The organism is Bacillus sp. CGMCC 1.60114, from assembly GCF_042676365.1.
GTDB classification, from domain to species: Bacteria; Bacillota; Bacilli; order Bacillales; family Bacillaceae_G; genus Bacillus_A; species Bacillus_A rhizoplanae_A.
In genome coordinates this window covers 26,835-47,167 of the sequence record NZ_JBHTHG010000093.1, presented here as the reverse complement: position 1 = coordinate 47,167, position 20,333 = coordinate 26,835, and the positions used below count along the sequence as shown (strand labels likewise).

Here is a 20,333-nt window from a genome sequence, read left to right as displayed (position 1 = left end):
CTCCCTTCATCATAACTGTTCCTTAAGCCGTTATGTCTTTTTGACGCTTTACTCTCCATTTTGCTCGCAACATGACAAAAGATATACATAGTCCAGTTCCAGTTAAAATAAGCATAACAATCGCACCGATTAATCCAATTACTCCTGTATGCAGTTCCTTAACTAATTTTGATAGAGAATTGAGTCCCCCATTATTTCTATCTTGAAAAAATTGTCCATTTGCCGCTGCACCTCTTTGATTAAAATCGGAATTCCCAGCTTGCATTCCTTGTCCATTTTGTCCATTCCCTATAGCACCATTTCCGCCAAATCCTCGTTCTCTAAAATTAGCAGCTCCTCCTATTCTTTCACCGCGGCCTTTTTCATTAAAATACATATATATCCCTGTTGCAGATTGAATAAAAATAAATACCGAAGCAATTAACCCAATCCAAAAATGAAGTTTTCTCATTCTTTTCATTTTCCACTCTTCACTCTCCTTTTTCATCATTTATCATTTCTCATTTGTAATTCGTCATTAGGTCTATATTTATTATGAAAAAGGTTCCTTAACTTTCCCTTAAAAAAGACGACCCTGTAAAAAACTAACAGGTAAGGATATAATTTATTTCCGATGAATCATCCTGCTCTAGAGAGGATGATTTTTTTATAAACCGATTGGTAATTTATGTTATGATGTTATAAAAGTTTCGGAGGGGAAAATGATGAAAGGAAATAAAAAGGAGATACAAACAAACAACAAAGCGATTCGTTATACACATGCAGAAATGGGTTCCAAAACGATTTGCTTTATGTTTTCAGGTTCAGGTTACAATTACGATAAACCCTTGTTTTATTACTCGACGATGGTAATGCGCCAAAACAAAATCGATATTGTCCACATCCATTACTCCTATGATGAGCAAACAATGAAAAAAACGATTGAGGAACTAACCAAAATAATGATGGATGATATTAATCCTGTGATTTTAGATGTTTTAAAAAATGGGCAATACAACAATTCGATTTTTTTAGGAAAATCACTCGGAACAATTCCAATTGCGAATGACTTAATGAAGAGAGATGAATTCTTAAAGTCAAAAATGATTTTACTTACTCCGCTGTTAAAGTTTGATTCAATTTTTGATTCAATCTTGAATAGTGAACATCAAGGGCTTTTAGTTATTGGGGATAAAGACCATCATTACAATTCAAATCAAATTAACCAATTAAGTAAATCAAAATTTAAGATTGATGTTGTCCAAAATGCAAACCATTCCTTAGATGTTGGAGAATTTGAAACAACAAACTCAATTTTAGCTTTATCGAGGATAATGGAAAAACTCCAAGAAATCGTTAGGACAAATTAATGATAAACTGATACTATCAATAAGTTCACCAATTTGGGTGCTAGTTTAATTGCTAAAATAAATGCAAAAGAGGTGCTAATTGCACCTCTTTTTAAATGGTTATTTTTAATTTTGCACTTCAAATCCGAACTCGTCAGTATAAAACAAAGTCGTCTTTTTAATCACCTATTTTTCTTTCTTATAAATATTTCGTACTTTGGATTCTTTGGAAATATAATTTCAAAACAAGTACCTTCTCCAATTTTGCTATGCACTTTTATTTTTCCGGAATGCTTTTCAACAATCCAGCTTGCGATAGAAAGGCCTAATCCAGCTCCATTTGATGCTGATCTTGATTTATCACCTTGATAAAAACGGTCAAAAATTTTCGGGATATCTTCTTCAATGATGCCGATCCCATCATCTTTTACTTGGATGACAATCCCATTTGTTGTTTCAAAGCAAGATACTTTAATATTTCCACCTGCATTTGTATACTTCATCGCATTATCTAATAAAATTACAATTAATTGATGAATACGCTCTTTATCTCCCATAAATAAAATAGAAGGAACGACATCCAACGTAATTGTTTTTTCTTCATACAAAGCAATTTCCGAATAAGGATTTACAATTTCACTTAGTAATTGATCTAATGAAAAAGTTTTCTTGTCCATTTCAATTTGATCTGAATCAGAACGTGCTAATGTTAGTAAGTTTGCAACTAGTTTGGATAAGCGTCGGCATTCCTTTGATATAGTTGAAATATCCATCGCCTTATCTTGTATTGTTGCGGTAGGTGATTGAAACAATACATCCGATTTAGATTGAATCACTGCTAAAGGGGTTCGTAATTCATGTGAAGCATCTGAAACAAACTGCTGTTGTTTATGCCAAGCATTCTTAATTGGTACAAGCGCCCTGCCGGCTAAAAAAAAGCCAATCCCCACCGCACATATACTTCCTATACTGCATCCAATTACAAGAATAAGTAGCAGTGTATGCAGCATTTCCTTTTCAGCGTTTATTTCTCGTAACACTTGAAACGTAACTTTCCCTGAATCAGTATCTCCCTGAACTGCAATCATCCGAAAATTTACGCCTTCTACTTCTATATCTTGCCGTTCTCCAAATGTTTTAGGAAATAATTTAGATTGATTTCTCTCAAAAAAGTTTGAATCTATAAATCGTGGTTCCATCCCTACCAGTTGATTCTTTGCATCCCATTGTAAAACGATAGTCCGAGAATCACCGATATGCACGTCTTTGTTAAAATCAAACTGACCTGGAATAGACTTGTGTTCCTTTTCTTGTTTGTTAATAAATCTATCTATTGAATCATCTATTCCTTCATATAAACGTTTATGTGTATATGAATAAATAACATTTCCTAACATAGCAATTAATATAATAAATACTAATGAATTCAAAATGGTAAGTTGAATGCGCGTCTTTTGAAACATACTCTGTTTTCTCATTGTTCTTTTAATATATATCCGATCCCACGAACAGTTTGAATATCTTTATGATATCCAAATGGTTCTAATTTTTTTCGCAGATGATGCACATATACCTCCACAATCGCTACTGTTGTATCAGAATCAAATCCCCATACTCTATCAAAAATTTGTTCGCGCATTAAAATCTTCCCGCTATTTTGAATCAGATACTCTAATAGCTCATATTGCTTTAACGTTAATTTTATAGATGCCTCATCCACTTGAATATCTTTCTCTTTTCCAAACAACTCAATGCCACGGTACTGAATCGTTTGATTAGTTGTTAAGCTCCCACTCCTTCTTAATAAAGCGCGAATTCTTGCCTGAAGTTCTGGTGCCTGAAATGGTTTCACTAAATAATCATCTCCGCCAAAGTCCAATCCTTTTACTCGATCTTCTAAAGAGTCTTTTGCAGTAAGGAATAAAACAGGCGTTTGAATATTTTCACTTCGAATCCGCTGAATTACTTCAAATCCATCCATCTCTGGAAGCATCACATCTAGAAGAATTGCATCATAAATATTTTGCAATGCTAGAAATAATCCCTCCTCACCATTCTTTGCTGTATCTACTTCAAATTCATTTCGTAAAATTTGTGTAATTGACTCCAACAATGGAGGATGATCTTCCACAACTAATAAACGCATCTCAGTTCTTCACCTCTTATTTTTTATCCCGCTATTCGCGGGCAGTAAGATTCTCACCTCATAATTCTAAAAAAACAAAGAAAATAGGTGGGAGATAACTATCCGTAAAAGTCCGTTGATGATGCTAATCAGTAGGGATGAAAAAATCTCTACTTTATCCCACACAAACAAGCAATAATCCCCTAGATTATGAGAAACCACAAAAAAAATTTACTTATAAGCTTATCATAGAGTAACTCCTCCACTGATGGAAGTTCCACTTTCTACTAGCAAAAGAAAGCGGCCGCCATATGCGATCGCTTTCTTTTCTAGGCAAAAATGCTGCCAATAACATGTTCTATTCATATCGAAGTGCTTGAATAGGGTGCAACTTCGATGCTTTATTGGCTGGAAATACTCCAAATCCAACTCCTACTAATAAGGAGAATAAAAATACAAGCAATGTAACAGGAAGAGAATAAGCAATCGTCATACCTGTTGCCATGGAAAGAATCTTTGCAACAAAAATTCCTAGTCCCATCCCGATTAGCCCTCCGAGTGAACTTAGCACTACCGATTCAATCAGAAATTGTAGTAAAATATCTCTTCTTTTCGCCCCGATTGCTTTACGAATGCCGATTTCTTTCGTGCGTTCCGAAACAGATACAAGCATAATATTCATAATTCCGATTCCACCGACTAATAAGGAAATACAAGCAATTCCTCCGAGCATCATCGTCATTGTACCTGTTACCGAGCTCATCGTATCTACTAAATCTTTTTGATTAAACACGCTGTAGTTATCTTGCTTATTCGGGAACATCACAGCTAATTTATTTTGAATTTGTGCCATGACAGTATCTATCTTTTCCTCACTGCTTACTTGCACATACAACGTTTGGATGCTTGTATTCTTTACAACTCGCTGCGCTGTACTTAACGGCATAATAATAACATCATCACCGCTTTGTCCCATAGAACCACCTTTTGAAGCAAGTACACCTACTATTTTATAAGATCCACCATTTACTTGTACATATTTTCCAACTGGATTTTCAAATCCAAATAGATTTTGTGCTGTATTCGTACCAAGTACAATGACTTTTTGTCTATATTCTACATCCATATCTGATAAAAAGCGACCTTCATTTACCTTCATATCGCGAACTTGCTCATAAGAACTATTTGTTCCAGTAAGCGATACTTGTGTTGAAACCTTCCCATTTTTTACAGTAACTCGTCCTGAAACAACAGGGGACATGTTTTTTATCCCATCAATCTTTTGAAACTTCGCAACATCTTCTTCAGTAAATTTTATCGTGTCAGATCCCATCATATTTACTGTTAACAAATTCGTTCCTAAGCTATTAATTTGATTTGCTACAGCTTGACTTGAACCTTGACCAATCGAGACAAGTACAATAACAGACGCAACACCAATAATAATGCCTAGCATCGTTAAAAATGCTCGTAACTTATTGCTTTTGATACTGCGCATTGCCATTTTGATGGATTGTATTAGTCCCAATGTACTCACCTCTACTTTCAAACAATTGCCCATCTTGTATACGAACAATGCGGCTTGCTTGTTTTGCTACTTCTAAATCGTGCGTAATTAAAATAATTGTATGTCCCTGCATATGCAGCTCTTTCATGACCTCAATAATCTCTTCACTTGTTTTGCTATCTAATGCCCCTGTCGGTTCATCCGCTAATAAGATTGGTGGGTTTCCAGCTAAAGCGCGTGCGATTGCAACGCGCTGCTGCTGTCCACCTGACAATTGGCTCGGCAAATGATGAGCCCTCTCTTGTAAACCCACTTTCTCTAAACAACTATACGCCATATTTGTTCTTTCCTTTTGACTCATCCCTCGATATAAAAGGGGCAATTCAATATTTTCAAGGGCAGTTAATTTTGTAAGCAAATTAAAATTTTGAAAAATGAATCCGATTTTTTCATTTCGAATCGTGGCTAGTTGATTATCATTCATCTTATCTACTGCATCTCCATCCAATAGATACTGTCCATCATCTGGACGATCTAAACAACCAACCATATTCATAAACGTAGACTTTCCTGATCCAGAAGGACCGATAATGGAGAGAAAGTCACCTTCATAGATTGTAAGAGAAACATTATCGAGCGCACGTACAATTTCGCCGCCCATCTCATATGATTTAGCCATATTATGAATCTCAATAATTGGTTTCATTCTCACCCTCTCCCTCCAGCTCTATTTCTATTCATACCTCCGCCGCCGTAGCCGCCTCCCATGCCTCCGCCTGGTGACATCATAAAGCCTCTTTGTTTATTATTGTTGTTATTACTTGCTGCATTTCCTTGTGCAGCCATAGGTAATTGAACATGATCCCCTTCTTGCAATCCTTCCGTAATTTCTACGTAATCTTCATTATGAATACCTGTTTTAACAAGTTTTCGTTCCATATTTGCCTGTCCATTAGAATTTGTCTTACCCTTAGAACTTGCTTGTCCATTAGAACTTGTCTGTCCATTAGAAGAAGCTGCTGAAGATTGAACGAGAACAAACTTTTGATCTCCTCTTGTATGAACTGCTTCTACCGGAACATATAGAACATTATCTTTACTATCAGTCAAAATACTAGCTTCTGTTGTCATTCCAATTTTCAAATCTTTTGGATTATCAATATGAATTGTTACATTGAATGTAGATACACCATTAGAAACCGTTCCTTCCTTCGCTACATCTGTTACCTTTCCTGTATAGGTTGTATCTGGAAATGAATTTACTTTTACCGTTACACTTTGTCCAACCTGCACTTTTGGAATATCTAATTCATCAACTTGAGTAACTGTTTCTAAATCACTATAGTTCGTAATATGAGCAACTGTCTTTCCAACTGCTACTCGATCTCCAGCTTGCACTGATATAGATGTAATCGTTCCATCAGCTGGCGCTACAATTGAATCACTTCCATCTGTAAATGTAATTAACTCCTGACCCTTTTTTACTACATCATTTGCTGAAACTAATACTGAATCGACTACTTTATTTGAGTCTGCTGTAATATCTTCATTTGTCACAGATTGAGTAGAACCAGAACCTGTTACTTTCACATCTAGTTTCCCTTTTTGAACTGCCACACTTACTGCTTGATTCATCACTGGTTGCGACTTATTCTTCAATACATACCAAGCCCCTGCACCGAGTACAATGATAAGAACCCCTAAAATACTAATCCACTTTTTCACAATCGTGTCTCCTTTCCTATACTTCATTGTTCATTAAGTAAGACTTATTATCGAATCTATTCCTTAAAATTCCCTTAACAAAAATAAAAAGAGATAAGGTTTCATCATTGTTTTGATCCCTTATCTCCTCTTTTCCCCTACATTAGCTCGTTTGTATAGGGAATCTATCTTATTTTATAGAATATACTTTTTGACTCGGCAATTCTAAACAGTTCAGCTGGCCGCCATATACAGCCCCTCCATCAATACCAATGATACGATTTCCACCAAAATACACACCAAAATTCTCGTTATCCCCGTGAAGAATTTTCGTTTCTGTATGCCCAAAGACAACAGTTTTCTCACCATTATATCCATTATGAAACTCATTTCTAATCCACATCAATGTATGCGCATCTGTTTCAGAAACAGGTATCATTGGTTGTACACCCGCATGAACAAAAATATATTCATCTGTTTCAATATAGTGTTCTAACCCTTTTATGAATTCTAAATGTTGTTCTAACACTTCAGAATGTAACTGTGGTCTTATGAACTCCTCTTCATTTACAGCAATATCACTCTCAGAAAAACCGTAGCTATGTAACGTTTGATCTCCTCCATTTCTCTTTACCCAATGATCCCAAAATTTCTCTTCCTCTGTCGTTAAAGCTTTTATCATCATATCTTCATGATTACCTTTTAAGACTAGTGCACCAGCTTCTTTTAATCGTATTACTTTTTCAATTACCTCTTTAGCATTAAGACCACGATCTACATAATCTCCCAGCAAAATGAGTTGATCCTCTTTTGGATTGTACTCTACTTTTTCTAATAACTTTTCAAATCTCTCTAATTCGCCATGAATATCACTTATTACAAGCGTTCTTCTCATATGTATTTCCTTCTTTCTAATTATGAAAGTTAATTCATATTATAGAGAAGCTCTATTAATATCTCAATTTTCAAACTAAAAAGATGTTACTAAAATAAAAGACTAGCGTCTATTTAGACGCTAGTCTTTTAAACATGCTTCATATACTATAATCAGGTTGATCTCGCATTTATATTATTTTATTCCAAAACAAGCATTTCTTATCTACGCTACCTCAATATCCGCAGCAAACCCTGTTTGCTCATGGAATTGTAAGTCAATACGCAAACTCTCTGGAATAAAGTTGTGATATTCCCTTAGGTAAAATGCAATTGCATCGATTAACTCCTGCTCTCCAAGCTCTACAGTTCGGTACGGTAAACGAGCACTGGCACCAAATCCTCTATCCGGATGAAACTGCAAATCAACATCAATTTGTTCCGGACGATACGCGTGGATAGAGGCCGCATGTACACAAACCGCATCAACTACATCCTGTTCAATAAAGAAAATCTTCATCGTTCTCTCTCCTTCTTAACGTCTTGCGAAAATACGTCGTAGAATCCAAACGATTCCCAAAATGATAACAATATCTATTAATAAACCACTAGAGAAAAAGCTTCCACCTACTCCACCAACTCCATGATTTCCAAATGGATGTAGCATACTACCTAGTAAAGCTCCTGCCCCAAATGATGCTGCATGACCCCAAAAGCTAGATTTCTTAGGAGCTGGCTGTGGCTGTGATGTATGCTGATCTACAGAAGCTGGTTTCTTCGATTGCACATTTGATGACGAAGATTTATAGCCAGAATGATATGTCCCATCTGAAGAACGATAGCTACCAGAAGTTGATCCTTTCGTACTAAATCCACTACTACTAGAATGAGATGAAACTGACGATTTACCACCACTAAAGGTTTTTGCCTGTGCAAATGTTGGTAAGGCAAACAAAGTGAAAGCTAACATTAGTGTAAAAATTTTCTTACTCATATTCATCTGAATCCCTCTTTTAATAAAAATGAAGTGTAGCAATAGTATAAGCAACTTTTCTATTTCTTGCACGTATTTTGTACAAAGAATAGCTAAAGCTGAAAGTCCTTGCTAACACTATGTTTTTTAAGATAAAACAACCAAAATCAGAACAGTTCTTCTGCATTTTCCGCTATGATTGTAATAAAGTGAAGCTTCCTTTTGGAGCGTTCTTCTCCAAAAGGTTAGCCCTCACCAATCGGGCTTTTACGAGCAGTTATCACCACCTTTCTTCTTCGCTTTTCTCTCAAGCTTGAGGTGGGGATTTTACTGCCTGTTAATGCGGGATAAAGTGAAACTTCCATCAGTGGAAAGCTTTTTCATCTTCCGCTGATGGAACTTACCACTCGCTAGATTGAGCTAGAAAAACTCTTCATTACTAACTAGAACGATAAAGTCTTTCTTCTATTAATTGTTTCATAGTAGTATATTGAACGTCCTTCGAACAATTCTTTCCTCTTGTACATACCGAAAGAATATACTCCTGGCGGAAGGGGATATGTTTTATAAACCAAATTCCCTTCAATTGTTCATCGTATACTCTCCCTTCTGAAAGGGAAACTGTAAAAGAGGACAAGTTTTTAGATACGCCTGTTCCAATCGCTTTTATATAACTTTCCTTTGCAGTCCAAATGCGATAAAAAGTCTCTAATTGTTTGTCTTCTATTATTTGCTGCCACCACTTTTGTTCTTGTAACGAAAATAAATGCTTTGTTGCTTGAAAGTCCACTGCTTGTACACATTCTATATCGATTCCAATAAGCTCTGTATCAGCTGCACATACAACCCATTCACCTGCATGAGATAAACTAAATTGAAATGAAGGTAAATTATGAATATAGGGCTTTCCATATGAAGTACGGCCCCACTCTATCATATTTTCTATACCATATTTTTTATAAACAATGTGCTGCACCAATACATCACATACTATTTCTCTCATAATATCTTCGTACGTTTTTCGAAGCGAAATTCTCGCACGTCTTCCTTCACTTATATAAGGGAGAAGACGTTCCCAATCGATGAACGTCTCTTTCTCCATATGCACAGCATATATTTCTGGCATATGAAATCACCCCACTTCCTTATCTTGTCTCTGCGTAGCATAACAATAATGGGCAGATGCTCCTTCCCAATGTGTATACGCTGGCAAAGTTTCTCCTTTCATGACAAGCGAAAGATTTCCAAGTGATGATCCTTGATTCATAACTGTATCATATAAAACAACAGAACCATTTCCGATTGAACAATTATCACCAATAACAAGATTAGACATTTTCATAACACGGTCCTCAAATAAATGAGTCTGCAATGTACTGTTCAAGTTAATAGCAGCCCCATTTCCAATATGAACTAAATCAAATTCTGATATGTGTGTGGAATCCAGGAAGACTCTTTCTCCTACTTTCACACCAAACCAACCAAGAATATACCGAGCGAATGGTGTCCCTAAAAATAAATTTAACAAGTAAGGAACAGTCACATTTTCGTATAAAGCTGTCACTAATTCACTGCGCCATACAAATGTGCTCCATAGTGGCTTTGCCGTTTGCTCATAACTGCCAATAAGCAACCTTTTAATAAGAACAACTACTCCTGATGCTAGTAAACCTGCTCCTATAGTCAACAATGGAAACAACGTAATTATCTCGAGGGCAGAAAAATAGCGAGTTTCCTCCCAGAGACTAAACACTAACAAGCCACTAATCCAAATCGCAAAAGCACCAGGAAGCGTAACGCGACAAAATTCAATCATAAGTCGTTTTATATAAAGACTTCTTGTTGGATGATATGTTTCTTCTTCCGAAAAAGAAGTATTAATGTCTCGTTTTGGTAAAAACATAGATGGTGAACCTAACCATGATGTATCATCCGAAATCTCTTTTTCTTCAGGAGGAACAGACATAACTCCAATTAAACAACCATTTCCGATTGTTTTTCCTCCTTCAATATGAGCGCTATTTCCAATAAACGTACGGCTTCCAATCCTTGTTTTTGCAATATAAATTTGATTATGAAATACTTTTGGTGTACCAATAGAAACAGCATCAGCAATAAAGCTGCCATCGCCCGCGATTAGTAAATCTGGAGCAATATTCGTAACTGTAGAAACTTCAACCATTTTTCCCATTTTCGCACCAAGTAGACGTAAAAATGGTGCTGCATAAATTGTTGCATACAGCGAATTGTTGAATACTAAACTCATCATAAGTAGCTTATCTACAAACCATTTTCGTACATAAAATGTACTATGCAACGAATATTGTCCTTCTTTTATTCGACCGAGTATAACCCGTTTTAGCAATACGATTACAAAACATAACGTAACTACAGCAATAAGCGAAAATATAGGTGCTAGCAGGAATTCCCAAGCTCCCATATATGGAAATAAGCCTCGTATTAGAAAAATAGCTGGTAAAGAGCTCATACTTGGAACAAACATAAGCATAATGATTCCCATTACATACAATATCCCAAGCCCAAAACGATGAAATCTGCTGTGCTTTTCTGTAACAGTCGCCATTGCCTCTACATGCTCATCTTTTACATTTGTTTGTCTTGCAGGAGAGCCGCTCCAACGCTCATTGAATGGTATGACCATATTAGAAGGAAGCATCGATTGCTCTCCTAATTGCGAGTGACCTTGGACAGTTGTATTAGGAGAAATAACAGCATTTGCTCCGATATAACAGTTGCTTCCCACTGAAATTTTACCGATTTTCAGCATATTCCCTTCAACTGTGTAACCAAGAAGTTGGGCGTCTAATCCAATACTGCTTTCATTTCCGATTTCAATTAAGTCAAACGAATGCAAGTGCTGCGTGCCAATATAACAATCTTTTCCGATTTTTGCTCCCATCAGACGATAATACCAATTTAAAAATGGTGTTCCTGTTAAGAAGCTAACCGGTGCAAGTGCTTGAGTTCGGCGCACAAGCCACCAACGAAAATAATAACTTCCCCAAAGTGGATACTCTCCCTCTTTAAAACGACCAATTAAGAGCCACTTTGCCGCAATAGAAATAATCATCATAGCCGGGCAATAAATAGCAAACATAGAAACTACAGCTAAGAAAATTTGCTCATCTCCCCATGGACTATTAGATAAATGTAAATATACAAGTACAAGTGGCAAAGATGCTAGCAGTGTAAGAGCGTATATACTGATTCCCTGCATAAACCCATTTCTCTTATATACACCGTCTGATACAGGCGGTAATTCTTTACTAACTGGTTGCTTTATTTCAGTTCTAGATTGTGATTGTATAAAGTCAGCAAGCTGTTCAATTGTTGGATGCGCATACACATCTGAAACAGCCATGCCTGTCATCATACTATGTTCCCGAAGTTTTGATACAACAAGTGCAGCAAATAAGGAATGTCCGCCCAAATCATCAAAGAAATGCTCTGTAACAGAAATCATCTCTTGCTGAAAAACTTCTTGCCATGCCTTTGCGATTATTTCTTCTGTTTCGTTTTTCGGCGCTGTATATTCTTTATTGAAACGATGCTGTCCCGTTGGTGCCGGTAAACTCTTACGATCAACCTTCCCGCTTAGAAGAGTCGGAAGCTCATCAAGTACCTCAATGTAAGAAGGTACCATATATGCTGGAAGACGCTCTTTAAGACGATTGTGTATAACCGATACATCCAACGTTTTTCCTTCATCCAATACAATATAAGCAACTAATACTTGTAGTCCAGGTGCTTGCTCATGTACATTCACGACGGCATTGCGTACATCGGGAACGGCCATAATAACTGCTTCAATTTCGTTAAGCTCAACTCGATATCCACGAATTTTCACCTGGCTATCAATTCTGCCTAAAAATTCAATGTCTCCTTCCTTATTAAAACGAACTAAATCTCCTGTCCGATATAAACGTGAAGAATCAAAAGGCGTTTTACAAAATGGATTATTAACGAACTTTTCTTTCGTTAAATCTGCTCGATTCACATACCCACGAGCTAATCCGGCACCTCCAATATATAATTCACCAGATTCTCCAATTGGAACGGAATGCATCTGTTCATCTAAAATATAAACAGTATAGTTAGGAAGAGGTTTTCCAATTGTCACTGGTTTATTCGGATCACATTCTGCATAAGTAGCAATTACCGTTGCCTCTGTTGGACCGTACGTATTCATCATGCGCCTTCCTGGAAGACACCAGCGCTTCACAATATGACTTGGACACTCTTCTCCTCCTACAATTAGCAAACGAAGTGTCGGAATATCTTCTTCCCACATCGTAAGCAATGTTGGTACACAAGAAAGAACAGTCACACGAAGCTCCGTCAATCTCTTCGGTAACTCCATTCCACTTTGCTGTAACTTGCGTGTACCAACTACAAGCGCTGCACCGTTTAAAAATGCCATCCAAATTTCTTCTACAGAGGCATCAAACGCAGTCGTAAATCCTTGATACACTCGATCTTCTGGCACAACTTTATAAAAAGTTTGCGAAGCTCTCACAACATGAGCTGCAGTATGATGCTCGATTAGCACACCTTTTGGACGCCCTGTAGTGCCTGAAGTGTAAATAATGTAAGACAAATCCTCACATTGTACTTGCACTTCTTCTTTACATAAACGTTCACCGTCTTGATTTGCAATCAGCGTAGCTTCTTGATCCAATCGTACAGCTAAACATCCTACATGATACCGAGCAGCAATTTCCTCAGTCATAATAACTGCAGCAATACCGCAGTCTTGTACAATATATTGCACCCGATCTTCCGGATAACTCGGATCTAGCGGTACATATGCTGCCCCCGCTTTCATAATACCCAGCATTGCTATATAAGATTCTATAGACTTATCTAGAAGAATCGCTACACAGCTGCCACGTGTAATTCCTTTCAATCGTAAATATCTTGCTAATTTATTCGATTCTACTTCTAGCTCTCTATACGTTATCGTTCTATCGTCACAAATAACAGCTATTCTATTTTCGTAACGATCTACAGTTTCTTCAAATATATAATGTAAACATTCCTCTTTAAGAAGTTCTGGTTTTCTTTGACCGTAATTCCATTCGAAAGGAGGAAAATGCGTATGTGTAGATGTTTCTAGTATGGACTTCATACAATTCAATCCTTTCCCAAAACTAACATGTAACGAATAACAAATCGTTTTTTATCACTGAAAGCTGTATGAATGGAGTGCTCATATTATTACTCAAAGACTACGAAGAACAAGAGCACACAGCTTTAATTTGAAATATAGCACACACATATGTCAAATGTGTGTCCAAGATGTGTTCAATATATATACAAAAAAAATTATATATATTAATTTTCCATCAATAGGAATTTTCTTCGTCATTCACCGCTGAAAAGCTCCCATCAATCAAGGTTTTACTCCCTGTTAATAGCAGGATAAAATTGCCATTATGTACCCCACTAAATTTAGTGAGTTAATTGATAATAAACGGAACTATTAATATAAAGTTATTATTTCTTAATAAGATAATATTTTTATAAAAATACACTTGTAAAAATTATTCGGATAATTTTAAATAGATAGTTGATAGGAATTTTATTTAGACATGTACACACATCTAAGGGAGAGAACGTACTACTATGAAATTATATAAAAAATATATTTCTACACTAACTCTTTGTTCTACTTTCGTTCTTGGCATATCAACTATACCTTCTCATAGTTATGCAGAAACAAAACTAGCAGTCTCACAAAATGATGCACAATTATTACAGCAATTTAAACAGCAGCTTACAGCACATCTCAACAATCGTGAAACAAAAATTGTACTTCCGTATAATACACAAAGCAATAACATACAAGACGTACTCAACCAATTTAAAAACTCGTATAACGATATAATCAAACAAGATGATTATTTACGTTTCACTATAACAGGTACTACTTATTTTTCTGTTCAGGGATTCTCAGGGAACTATACACTTACATTGACTACGAATTACTTAGAATCAAAAGAACAAACCCAATATGTAGCAGAACAATCGAAACAAATTATCAATTCTATTATTACAACCAATATGGACGATCATGAGAAAGTAAAAGCGGTACATGACTATGTTGTGAAACTCATCTCATATGACACTTCATTACAATCATATACAGCATATAAAGCATTAACTACTCACACTGTCGTGTGCCAAGGATATGCATTATTAACATATCAGTTGTTAAAAGAAGCTGGGCTCAATGTAAAGATTGTAGAAGGAACTGGAAATGGCGGACCACATGCATGGAACCTTGTTGAAATAGAAGGCAAATGGTACCATCTTGATACAACTTTTGATGATCCCGTTCCAGATGTAAAAAACTGGGTTACATATTCTTATTTTAATTTAACAGACGACCAAATCTCAGGCGATCATGTATGGGACCGTAGCCAATATCCTTCTGCGACAACAAATTATGCAAAAGAACTTTCACAAAAGATTAATAACGGTGATCCAAAAGCAGCGGCTTATAAAAAAATCTTACAAGATGCACATCTACCTTATGAATCACAAAACCAAAATAACTCCATACAAAAAGGATGGATTCAAAAGAATGGTAAGTGGTACTTCCTCGATTCTTCTGGTTCTATGAAAATCGGATGGTTGCAAAATGACGGGAAATGGTACTTCCTTGATTCCTCCGGGGCTATGAAAACTGGATGGATTCAAAACAACGGGAAATGGTACTTCCTTGATTCCTCCGGGGCTATGAAAACCGGATGGTTGCAAAACGACGGGAAATGGTACTTCCTTGATTCCTCCGGAGCTATGAAAACTGGATGGATTCAAAACAACGGGAAATGGTACTTCCTTGATTCCTCTGGGGCTATGAAAACTGGATGGATTCAAGATAATAGTAAATGGTACTTCCTTGATTCCTCCGGGGCTATGAAAACCGGATGGATTCAAGATAATGGTAAATGGTACTTTCTAAACCAAGATGGTACTTGGGAACAAACAAAAAAATAATACTTTTAACAGTTAGAGTAAAAACCTCACACAATAAAACGTGTGAGGTTTTTTCATCCCGCATTAATGGGCAAAACGAAGAAAATAGGTGGGGGCTACTGCCCGTAAAAGCCCGATTGGTGAGAGCTTTCCATCCGTGGGGGGAGGAAGTTTCACCTTATCAATAAGCACCTGCTTTTTCTAGGATAGACTGGATTTTTGTAAATCCTCTTTCTTTAGCATGTTGGAGTGGGGTAACCCCTTCTTTATCGGGAATGTTTACATCAGCATTGTGCTCTATTAGCATCTGTACAATTTGCTGATATTCTTTACCTCCATTTCCTAATAGAACAGCTTCCATTAATGCAGTCCAGCCAAGGTTATTCATATGATTGACATCGATATCTGTATAAGCGAGAAGTTCCTTTACAACTTCAACATGGCCGCGTTCTGCTGCTGGAATTAATGCCGTACCGCCAAATCGATTTATTATCTTCGTATCAGCGCCTGCTTCAATCGTTAGCTTTAATATTTCTAAAGTTCCCTCTGCCGCAGCATATAAAAATGGATTATCTTTGTAATTATCTTGAATATTTACATCTGCCCCTGCTGTCAGTAATGCTTTCACAGTATCGATATGGTTATAATACGTTGCTGCCATCACCGGGGTTTCCCCTTGTGTACCTCTTACATTCAGATTTGCCCCGCTTTTTATCAATTTTACAACTGTTTCTGTATCTCCGAGCTGCGCTGAAAGTAATAACTGCTTATCCATCCAGTTCTCTTCCTTTGTAGCTACGTCTTCCTTTTTCACTATCATAAACTTTGCTTGATCCTGTTTTTCACAAGCTGTCATTACCACCAATAGTCCAAGTAATACGAGAAATGAAACGTTTTTTCTTTGCACAGTCTCATCCCCTATGGAAGATTGTATTTTGCTAACCATTCCTTCATAACAGACAATAACTCTTCTTGAATATTCTTATCCACAAGCCCTTTATATTCCTTCATTAGGCCTAGCATTGTGTGCTGTTTCTCAACTTCTCGTAAAATATGATTCATATTTGGAATGATATGCCACTCTGCCTCACCAGCTACATAATCCGCAATATCCTTTGCCTGTTCTGGCGGCACTTGTATATCTCGATCTCCAGTAATCGCTAAAACAGGACATGTTACTCTCTCTAAATACTCTACGACATTGTATTGAAATTGTTCACGTATCCACTTTGCATTTACCTTTGCCCCTTTTATTCGCATAACGGGGTTTGATGATTGTTGTATTTTTTCCATTACCGCTTCATTCTGTTTCTTAATACGCTGTGGAAGTTTTAAAAGGCGGTATAGCCTACCTCGAAATCCATCTGTTTCTTCCAATTCTTTTACTACCATTTCAATTTGTCTTGGAAGTAATGTTTCCGAAGGTTCAGCTCCGCCGCTAAGTAAAATTAAGTTAGCAACTGATTCTCTTACATAAATAGCTGGCGCCAGTAAAGCACCTTCACTATGCCCTACAATTACGATTCGCTTTGGATCAATTTGCGGGTGCTCCTTCAAAAAACGTACGCAAGCAACCCCATCATCAATTAAATCTGTAACACCTGTTTTATAATAATCGCCTTCACTTTTGTGCGTACCACGCTTATCATAACGTAACGTTGCAAATCCTAATGATGTGAAATAGTCCGCTAAATCTTTATATAAATGTAATTTTAAACCACGAGCATTTCCATCCCGATCTCCTTTTCCAGTTCCGCCAATAAGTAAAATAGCTGGGTATGTTGGTGCATCATATCCTGGAATTGTTAACGTTCCTTGAAGTGAAACCGTACTTTCAATTGTAACGAACAATTCTTTTGCCATCTTTTTTATTCTCCCTTCCCATTCCTTTCAGGAATTATAATCGTTGAAATGGTTCTTCTCTTTCGCTCTGGAGATGGCTTGCGCTCCATTGCTTTTAAAAACACTCCACTCATGTCCTGTATAAATTCTTGAAACTCCTCATCACTCATATAAAAACTTGCTTGTCGATATCCCACTCCATCTTTCTCAAAATCAATATGATCTTGCTGCAAGTAATCTTTAAAATTTGCTGTAAGCTGTGTGACGAACATCATAAAATATTGCATATGCTCTTCATTTGTTACATCTTGTAAATCATTTTGTGAAACACTGGCCACGCTGTTATTTAACACATATAACTTTTCAACCGTTCCTCGTATTTGCGTTTCTTGAGCAACTTGTAAAATATGTGCTGTTGTTAATTTTTCTAAATGACGATATAACGTCGCTTGTGGAATATGAGGTAATTTTTTAGCAAGTTGCTTTGCTGTTAATCGTTCTCCACCAATAAACTCTTGAATAAGTTGAAAACGAATCGGATGAAATAATATGTCCATCTTTTTTTCTTTCATAATAAAAAAACCTACTTCCTTTACTATATCTTATGATTATATTATCAAATATGATAACAAAAATAAATACAAAATAAAGTGAAACTTCCATCAGTGGCGGGGCTTCATCTCCACCTATCTTCTTCGTTTCTCGCAATCTTCAGGTGGGGGGATTATTGCCCACGAATAGCGGGATAATCTTTCATTCATATTAAAAATATTGATGGATAGCAACGAATAGAACCCTTCGGTATATCATTTTTCATTACAAAAAAACGAGTACATGTATTACTTACACACATACTCGTTTTTGTCTTTTTTATATTTTAATAAAATGAAATTTATTCGCATCCCGTTATTAAAAAATCATCTTCTACTTTACACAATACTGTATTCGTATCTACTTCCTGTCCAACTACTACATCTATAGATAATATATTTCCACTAATCCCAACTGCTGCTGCTTCTAATACACCTTTATTATTTCTAACAATAAGTAGCTTTTCCCATTCATATACATAAGACGTTTCATTGATTAACACTTCTTCTACTACTCCATTACATGGACTATAGACACTTTCAATAACTGCTTTCATACAAGCTCTACTCCTTACTTTCCTATTCAAAATCTCATTTTCCTCACCCATTCTATCACTGTTATTCCAGATCTTTTATATTTTAAAAGGTTTGAATTGTATTACATTTTCTAGTTAGCTATACCAATATAGTAAAGTAAAACTTCCATCAGCGGGGTTTTTTCATCCCCACCTTAACCTGGGCTATGCCCTGCGCGTTTTGAAGATGGGAGTTTCTTGCCCATTTTCTGATAAACCTGTGAACAAAATGAACTATATAAAAATTATGCTTTTAATAGATTTATTTCTCTAATTATTTACCAGGTATCCTTTATCACGTATCATGACCGTAATAACGTCATTATCTGAAAATTAAATCATTTATTGAAAGCGTAATCAATTTATTAAGGAGGGGTTTTTTATGTTAGCAATATTGGGATTTGCAATGGTATTTGTGTTCATGTTTTTAATTATGACAAGGCGAATGTCCGCACTAGTGGCCTTAATGCTTATACCTACTTTATTTGCTTTAATAAGCGGTTTTTATGCTAATGTAGGTCCAATGATGCTAGCGGGGATTAAAAATTTAGCACCTACTGGTATTATGTTAATGTTTGCTATTTTATACTTTGGTATTATGATTGATAGCGGTTTATTCGATCCCGCTATTTCGAGAATATTAAAAATTGTAAAAGGCGATCCATTAAAAATTGTTGTTGGAACAGCCATTTTGACACTACTTGTTTCTTTAGATGGTGATGGTACAACAACATATATGATTACTGTATCTGCTATGTATCCGCTCTATAAACGCCTTAATATGAATCCACTCATTTTGGCCGGAATTGTCATGCTAGGCGCTGGTGTAACAAATATTATTCCATGGGGTGGTCCTACTGCTAGAGCAATGAGCGCACTTGGCCTTGATGCTTCTCAATTATTTACACCGCTTATTCCAGCGTTAATTGGCGGGGCAATATGGGTGATTTTTGTCGCTTACATGCTTGGAAAAAAGGAACAGAAACGATTAGGAATCGTCGATATTCAATTTTCCACAGCAGAGAAATCAGCTTTTACAGAACAAGCAGCAACTGTAGAAGTATGTGATTATAAACGCCCAAAATTATTATGGATTAATTTCTTATTAACTGTAGTTCTTATGACATGTTTAATTATGGAAATCTTACCTCTTCCTGTTTTATTCATGATTGCCTTTGCAATCGCTGTCATGATTAACTATCCGAACCTTGAACAACAAAAAGAACGGATTGCTTCCCATGCCGGAAATGTGTTAGCAGTTGTTTCCTTAGTATTTGCAGCTGGTATTTTCACGGGTATTTTATCAGGCACGAAAATGGTCGATGCGATGGCACATAGTTTAGTTGCTCTTATTCCAGATTCCCTTGGCCCGCATCTTCCAATCATTACAGCAATTACAAGTATGCCATTCACGTTCTTTATGTCTAATGATGCTTACTATTTCGGTGTGCTGCCAATTCTTACGAAAGCTGCAGCAAGCTACGGAGTTAGTGCTGCTGAAATGGGAAGGGCTTCCTTATTAGGACAACCCGTTCATATGCTTAGTCCACTCGTCGCATCTACATATCTATTAGTAGGAATGGCAAAAGTTGATTTTGGAGATCATCAACGATTCACATTAAAATGGGCCGTTGGAACGACACTCTTTATGTTGTTCATTGCTATTCTTACAGGGGTAATTTCTTTATAAAGTGAAACTTCCATCAGTGGGGGCCTTACTGTCCACGAATAGCGGGATAAAAAAGCCTGCATCATAATAATTTGTAACATGTATAATCATATTTTAGGCTAATAAGATAGAAACAGGACTCGCT

Annotated in this window: 18 protein-coding genes; 3 read left to right on the top strand and 15 right to left on the bottom strand. The window is 36.4% G+C overall.

What is annotated here, in order from left to right:
• Positions 1–22 precede the first annotated feature (22 nt).
• Entirely contained in the window at positions 23–490 is a 468-nt protein-coding gene (locus ACFQZ1_RS13880) for a hypothetical protein (protein WP_377882763.1), read from the bottom strand.
• Between the two features lie 214 nt (positions 491–704).
• Here ACFQZ1_RS13880 and ACFQZ1_RS13875 point away from each other — a divergent pair, with 214 nt between their 5' ends.
• Positions 705–1,349: an alpha/beta hydrolase gene (locus ACFQZ1_RS13875; protein WP_377882888.1), complete on the top strand. Its 645-nt coding sequence runs from the start codon at positions 705–707 to the stop codon at positions 1,347–1,349.
• A gap of 161 nt (positions 1,350–1,510) precedes the next feature.
• Here ACFQZ1_RS13875 and ACFQZ1_RS13870 read toward each other — a convergent pair whose 3' ends face one another.
• The 10 genes from ACFQZ1_RS13870 to ACFQZ1_RS13825 form a co-directional block, all read right to left on the bottom strand.
• The gene (locus ACFQZ1_RS13870) at positions 1,511–2,806 is read right to left on the bottom strand and encodes a sensor histidine kinase (protein ID WP_377882762.1); all 1,296 of its coding nucleotides are present in this window, start codon (positions 2,804–2,806) and stop codon (positions 1,511–1,513) included.
• Complete coding sequence (locus ACFQZ1_RS13865; protein ID WP_377882761.1) at positions 2,803–3,474, bottom strand: response regulator transcription factor; 672 nt, start codon at positions 3,472–3,474, stop codon at positions 2,803–2,805. Before ACFQZ1_RS13865 ends, ACFQZ1_RS13870 begins: the two co-directional genes overlap by 4 nt.
• A gap of 337 nt (positions 3,475–3,811) precedes the next feature.
• The gene (locus tag ACFQZ1_RS13860) at positions 3,812–4,981 is read right to left on the bottom strand and encodes an ABC transporter permease (protein ID WP_377882760.1); all 1,170 of its coding nucleotides are present in this window, start codon (positions 4,979–4,981) and stop codon (positions 3,812–3,814) included.
• Positions 4,929–5,666, bottom strand: a complete 738-nt coding sequence (locus ACFQZ1_RS13855) for an ABC transporter ATP-binding protein (RefSeq protein WP_377882759.1) — start codon at positions 5,664–5,666, stop codon at positions 4,929–4,931. The genes ACFQZ1_RS13860 and ACFQZ1_RS13855 overlap by 53 nt, the downstream gene beginning before the upstream one ends.
• A 2-nt stretch (positions 5,667–5,668) precedes the next feature.
• Entirely contained in the window at positions 5,669–6,685 is a 1,017-nt protein-coding gene (locus ACFQZ1_RS13850; RefSeq protein WP_377882757.1) for an efflux RND transporter periplasmic adaptor subunit, read from the bottom strand.
• A gap of 169 nt (positions 6,686–6,854) precedes the next feature.
• Positions 6,855–7,559, bottom strand: coding sequence for a metallophosphoesterase family protein (locus ACFQZ1_RS13845; RefSeq protein WP_377882756.1), 705 nt, complete (start codon positions 7,557–7,559; stop codon positions 6,855–6,857).
• Positions 7,560–7,763: 204 nt separating this feature from the next.
• Positions 7,764–8,057 carry a DUF2653 family protein gene (locus ACFQZ1_RS13840; RefSeq protein ID WP_377882755.1) on the bottom strand — a complete coding sequence of 98 codons (294 nt, stop codon included), beginning with the start codon at positions 8,055–8,057 and terminating at the stop codon, positions 7,764–7,766.
• 15 nt (positions 8,058–8,072) lie between these two features.
• On the bottom strand, positions 8,073–8,537 hold the full coding sequence (locus ACFQZ1_RS13835) for a hypothetical protein (protein ID WP_377882754.1): 465 nt from the start codon (positions 8,535–8,537) through the stop codon (positions 8,073–8,075).
• A gap of 412 nt (positions 8,538–8,949) precedes the next feature.
• Positions 8,950–9,636 carry a 4'-phosphopantetheinyl transferase family protein gene (locus tag ACFQZ1_RS13830; protein WP_377882753.1) on the bottom strand — a complete coding sequence of 229 codons (687 nt, stop codon included), beginning with the start codon at positions 9,634–9,636 and terminating at the stop codon, positions 8,950–8,952.
• 6 nt (positions 9,637–9,642) lie between these two features.
• Positions 9,643–13,659, bottom strand: coding sequence for a Pls/PosA family non-ribosomal peptide synthetase (locus ACFQZ1_RS13825; protein ID WP_377882752.1), 4,017 nt, complete (start codon positions 13,657–13,659; stop codon positions 9,643–9,645).
• A 497-nt stretch (positions 13,660–14,156) separates the two neighbouring features.
• Between ACFQZ1_RS13825 and ACFQZ1_RS13820 the strand changes: the two genes are divergently transcribed.
• Complete coding sequence (locus ACFQZ1_RS13820; protein WP_377882751.1) at positions 14,157–15,533, top strand: transglutaminase domain-containing protein; 1,377 nt, start codon at positions 14,157–14,159, stop codon at positions 15,531–15,533.
• 160 nt (positions 15,534–15,693) lie between these two features.
• On the opposite strand, the gene ACFQZ1_RS13815 is transcribed toward ACFQZ1_RS13820, so the two are convergent.
• The 4 genes from ACFQZ1_RS13815 to ACFQZ1_RS13800 all read right to left on the bottom strand — a co-directional run bounded on the left by ACFQZ1_RS13815 (position 15,694) and on the right by ACFQZ1_RS13800 (position 18,501).
• A complete protein-coding gene (locus ACFQZ1_RS13815) occupies positions 15,694–16,458 on the bottom strand; it encodes an ankyrin repeat domain-containing protein (RefSeq protein WP_377882750.1) in 765 nt (254 codons plus the stop codon).
• Entirely contained in the window at positions 16,431–17,375 is a 945-nt protein-coding gene (locus ACFQZ1_RS13810; RefSeq protein WP_377882749.1) for an alpha/beta hydrolase family protein, read from the bottom strand. Before ACFQZ1_RS13810 ends, ACFQZ1_RS13815 begins: the two co-directional genes overlap by 28 nt.
• A gap of 5 nt (positions 17,376–17,380) precedes the next feature.
• Positions 17,381–17,926 (bottom strand): helix-turn-helix domain-containing protein, encoded by a 546-nt coding sequence (locus ACFQZ1_RS13805; RefSeq protein WP_377882748.1) that lies wholly within the window; start codon positions 17,924–17,926, stop codon positions 17,381–17,383.
• Positions 17,927–18,246: 320 nt separating this feature from the next.
• Positions 18,247–18,501 (bottom strand): hypothetical protein, encoded by a 255-nt coding sequence (locus tag ACFQZ1_RS13800; protein ID WP_377882747.1) that lies wholly within the window; start codon positions 18,499–18,501, stop codon positions 18,247–18,249.
• Between the two features lie 400 nt (positions 18,502–18,901).
• On the opposite strand from ACFQZ1_RS13800, the gene ACFQZ1_RS13795 reads away from it, so the two are divergent.
• Positions 18,902–20,209 (top strand): CitMHS family transporter, encoded by a 1,308-nt coding sequence (locus tag ACFQZ1_RS13795; protein WP_377882746.1) that lies wholly within the window; start codon positions 18,902–18,904, stop codon positions 20,207–20,209.
• Positions 20,210–20,333: the final 124 nt, after the last annotated feature.

Excerpts from the sequence above, each read along its gene's own strand:
- ACFQZ1_RS13880 (WP_377882763.1), bottom strand. The coding sequence starts at position 490 with ATGATGAAAAAGGAGAGTGAAGAGTGGAAAATGAAAAGAATGAGAAAA.
- ACFQZ1_RS13875 (WP_377882888.1), top strand. The coding sequence starts at position 705 with ATGAAAGGAAATAAAAAGGAGATACAAACAAACAACAAAGCGATTCGT.
- ACFQZ1_RS13870 (WP_377882762.1), bottom strand. The coding sequence starts at position 2,806 with ATGAGAAAACAGAGTATGTTTCAAAAGACGCGCATTCAACTTACCATT.
- ACFQZ1_RS13865 (WP_377882761.1), bottom strand. The coding sequence starts at position 3,474 with ATGCGTTTATTAGTTGTGGAAGATCATCCTCCATTGTTGGAGTCAATT.
- ACFQZ1_RS13855 (WP_377882759.1), bottom strand. The coding sequence starts at position 5,666 with ATGAAACCAATTATTGAGATTCATAATATGGCTAAATCATATGAGATG.
- ACFQZ1_RS13845 (WP_377882756.1), bottom strand. The coding sequence starts at position 7,559 with ATGAGAAGAACGCTTGTAATAAGTGATATTCATGGCGAATTAGAGAGA.
- ACFQZ1_RS13840 (WP_377882755.1), bottom strand. The coding sequence starts at position 8,057 with ATGAAGATTTTCTTTATTGAACAGGATGTAGTTGATGCGGTTTGTGTA.
- ACFQZ1_RS13835 (WP_377882754.1), bottom strand. The coding sequence starts at position 8,537 with ATGAATATGAGTAAGAAAATTTTTACACTAATGTTAGCTTTCACTTTG.
- ACFQZ1_RS13830 (WP_377882753.1), bottom strand. The coding sequence starts at position 9,636 with ATGCCAGAAATATATGCTGTGCATATGGAGAAAGAGACGTTCATCGAT.
- ACFQZ1_RS13825 (WP_377882752.1), bottom strand. The coding sequence starts at position 13,659 with ATGAAGTCCATACTAGAAACATCTACACATACGCATTTTCCTCCTTTC.
- ACFQZ1_RS13820 (WP_377882751.1), top strand. The coding sequence starts at position 14,157 with ATGAAATTATATAAAAAATATATTTCTACACTAACTCTTTGTTCTACT.
- ACFQZ1_RS13815 (WP_377882750.1), bottom strand. The coding sequence starts at position 16,458 with ATGGTTAGCAAAATACAATCTTCCATAGGGGATGAGACTGTGCAAAGA.
- ACFQZ1_RS13810 (WP_377882749.1), bottom strand. The coding sequence starts at position 17,375 with ATGGCAAAAGAATTGTTCGTTACAATTGAAAGTACGGTTTCACTTCAA.
- ACFQZ1_RS13805 (WP_377882748.1), bottom strand. The coding sequence starts at position 17,926 with ATGAAAGAAAAAAAGATGGACATATTATTTCATCCGATTCGTTTTCAA.
- ACFQZ1_RS13800 (WP_377882747.1), bottom strand. The coding sequence starts at position 18,501 with ATGAAAGCAGTTATTGAAAGTGTCTATAGTCCATGTAATGGAGTAGTA.
- ACFQZ1_RS13795 (WP_377882746.1), top strand. The coding sequence starts at position 18,902 with ATGTTAGCAATATTGGGATTTGCAATGGTATTTGTGTTCATGTTTTTA.